General features: G+C 29.9%; 3 protein-coding genes. All 3 read left to right on the top strand.

Going from position 1 to position 2,960, the window contains the following annotated elements; translation table 4 throughout:
* Positions 1 to 17 precede the first annotated feature (17 nt).
* Positions 18 to 905 (top strand): hypothetical protein, encoded by an 888-nt coding sequence (locus A6V39_RS00190; protein WP_187149651.1) that lies wholly within the window; start codon positions 18 to 20, stop codon positions 903 to 905.
* 12 nt (positions 906 to 917) lie between these two features.
* Positions 918 to 2,018: a restriction endonuclease subunit S gene (locus tag A6V39_RS00195; RefSeq protein ID WP_187149652.1), complete on the top strand. Its 1,101-nt coding sequence runs from the start codon at positions 918 to 920 to the stop codon at positions 2,016 to 2,018.
* A 399-nt stretch (positions 2,019 to 2,417) separates the two neighbouring features.
* Positions 2,418 to 2,960: restriction endonuclease subunit S (locus A6V39_RS00200; protein ID WP_187149653.1), on the top strand; the 543-nt coding region annotated here is incomplete at its 3' end.

A 2,960-nucleotide genomic window follows, 5' to 3' on the forward strand; every position in this document is an offset into this window, starting at 1 on the left:
CGTAATCACGTAATCACATGAAGTTTTCAAAAAAAGATTTCAGGGATAGTTTAACTTTAAAAGAAAGACGCGTATTGCTATCTGTTTTAGAGGAGGTATTTTTGAGATGTGTACATTTGAGTTTCAAAGAAATTGTCGATGAAATAGGTTGAGATGATTTCCAAAAAACTTTTATTTATTCAAAAAATGAGATTGTTATTGCACCAAAGAAAAAGGTTGATAAACAATTAAAGAGAAAAACAAAAACTACTAGAGTAAGTAACTTATTAAAGAATACCTTTGTTAGTCATTTATTTTCGATAACTGAAGAAAACAAAGCCAGAGATAGTTTTGTAGGCGGTTTTGATGATCGATTGTTAAGTGGATTTGATTTACAGTTTTTGAATACACCTTTGTTAAGTTGAGATGTTTGAAACTATTCTGTGTTTTTGAAAATTAGAGATTATTTAGATAAATTTACTTGTAAGAAAAAGGTTGTTAACAATAAATTAGTAATGGCGTTTGTTGAAGAGTCAGAAAAGTTGGTTCAAGTTAGAACAAAATATATGAAGGAAGCAGATAAGCTGTCTAGAAAGGCGAAAAGCTTAAAGGCTTGAGTTACTAGAAGAGTTAAGAATATCAATAAGTTGCATGCTTGTTTGTCGCAAATGAGTTTTGGAGATTCAGTGGGTGTTAATTACCTTTCAGTTAATCAATTCTTAAGCGATATTATTTTTTCTCCAAAATCAATGGAAACAATAGCTCCTTTATTGTTGGGTTATTCTTTAGTTTCACAGGTTCAAGAAGAGGCGAAGGAAAATCAAGATCTTAAACCAATTGATTTAGCTTGTGCAGTTTTCCTTGCTTCTTTTGCTCTTTTGGCATTACTTTATTGGGTGTTAAATGATTCGACGTTTCTTAATTAGCTATAAAGAGAGTTGCATTCTTGGGATTGAGTTTCTTTAGATAAATTAGGCTTTATTAGCAGGGGAAGACAAACGCATTATCCAAAAAACGATCCAAATTTATTTTGAAAAGGTACTATTCCTTTTGTTGAAACACAAGATGTTAAAGAAGCTAAACTGTTTGTAAGACAAATACGTAGATATTACAACCAAAAAGGCTTAGAGCAGGGAAAGCTTTTCCCTATTAATACAGTTTGTATTGCTAGTGAAGGAAATATAGCAGATTCTTCTTTGTTAAATATTCCTTCATGTTTATCTTGCCATGTACATGCGTTTAAAGCTTATGAGGGCATTGCTTGTCCTAGATTTATAAAATATTGTTTTGATTTTTCCTCCATAAAAAAGGAGTGTATTTCGGTAGCTCAATCAGGAACTACTAGATTATCTTTAACTTCAGAAAGGCTATTAACTATTAAGTTTCCTAATCCTTCATTTGAAACACAAAAGAAAATTGGAGATATTCTTTCGGCTTATGATGAATTAATTGAAAATCACCAAAGACAAATTGAGATTCTTGAAAAACTAAGAACAGACCTTTACAAAGAATGATTTATTAATCTTAGATTTCCTAATTATGAAAAGTATGAGATTAAAGATGGTTTGCCAGAGGGCTGAAGAACTGTAAAGCTTAAAGATATTGCAACAATCCAAAAAGGAAAGAAACCGGCAGGATATGCCAATCCTAATGGAGAATATCCATTTTTTACTTGTTCTTTTGAAACTAAGAAATCTAATGGATTTTCTTATGATTCTTTTTCATTAATTATTGCTGAAGGAGGTGAATTTCATATCAAAATTTACAATGGAAAATTTGAAGCTAGTGATCATACATATATTATTAATTTTGAAAATTTAGACTATATTTTTTTAGTTTGTGAAGCGCTAGACGCTAATTACATAAATTTTTTAAACAAAACTATAGTCGGAACAACTATTAAGAATTTGCCAATAAAACAAGTTAAAGAATTATCGATATTGTTGCCCACAAAAGAACTTATCAAAAAATTCAATATCTTTTGTGAGGATATACAATCAAAAATAGAAAAATTAGATGCGAAGATGCGAAAAAATTAGAGATGATTTGTTAAACAAGATTTTTTATGAAAAAATGATTTTTGAGTAGATTGATATCTTTTTAAGTTCGTTAATAATTATTACGAAAAGCAGAAATATTCGGTTTTTGGGTAAATATCAAAAAAAGTAGTAAATTGTTAACTTTAAAAGAATTTACCTCTCCTGCGGCTGACAAAATAGATTGTTAGATTTAATTTCACAAGGGAAGATTGTGTGTTCTGAGCCCTTTGAATATGAGAAAGATTTGTCAGTGGTTGGAAGAAAGAAAAGATTAATTATTGGGATAATTGACGTTAAAAGGAAGGAGTTATTGTCTACGTGCAAATATTTTAGGATTTAAATGATAAGTTAGAGCTGTTTTTAGAAAACTAAAATAAATATTCAATTTGTTAAGTTACTTTGTTTACTTGGAAAAAAACAACTTTAGATAAGTTAGGCTTTGTAAGTACTGGAAAGCAAACTCATAAGCCTGAATATGATCCGGCTTTGTTTTGTGGCGGAATGGTTCCTTTAATTGAGTCGCAATTAGTTGAGGGAGATCGGTTTTTTGTTGGTAATGCAAGAAAATATTACAACGATTTGGGAATCAAGCAAAGCAGAATATATGAAGCCGAAACAGTTTGTATCACTAATAACGGAAGAGTAAATGCGTCAATTTTGAAAGTACCTTCATGCTTGTCTAATCAACTTCACGGATTTAATGCGTTTGAAAATATTTCAGATCCAAGATTTGTTAAATATTGTTTTAATTTTTCTGACATTCGAAGGCAATTAGCAACTATATCTTCAATAGGTGCTAAATATTTGCCTATTACGAAATTACTTAAAATCCCATTTCCAAATCCTCCCTTTGAACTTCAACAAAAAATAGGGAAAATAATTTCAACTTATGATTTATTAATAGAGAATTATCAAAGTCAGATTGAAGAAGCAAAGAAGCAA

The organism is Candidatus Mycoplasma haematobovis, assembly GCF_001645765.1.
Classification (GTDB): domain Bacteria; phylum Bacillota_I; class Bacilli_A; order Mycoplasmatales; family Mycoplasmoidaceae; genus Eperythrozoon_B; species Eperythrozoon_B haematobovis.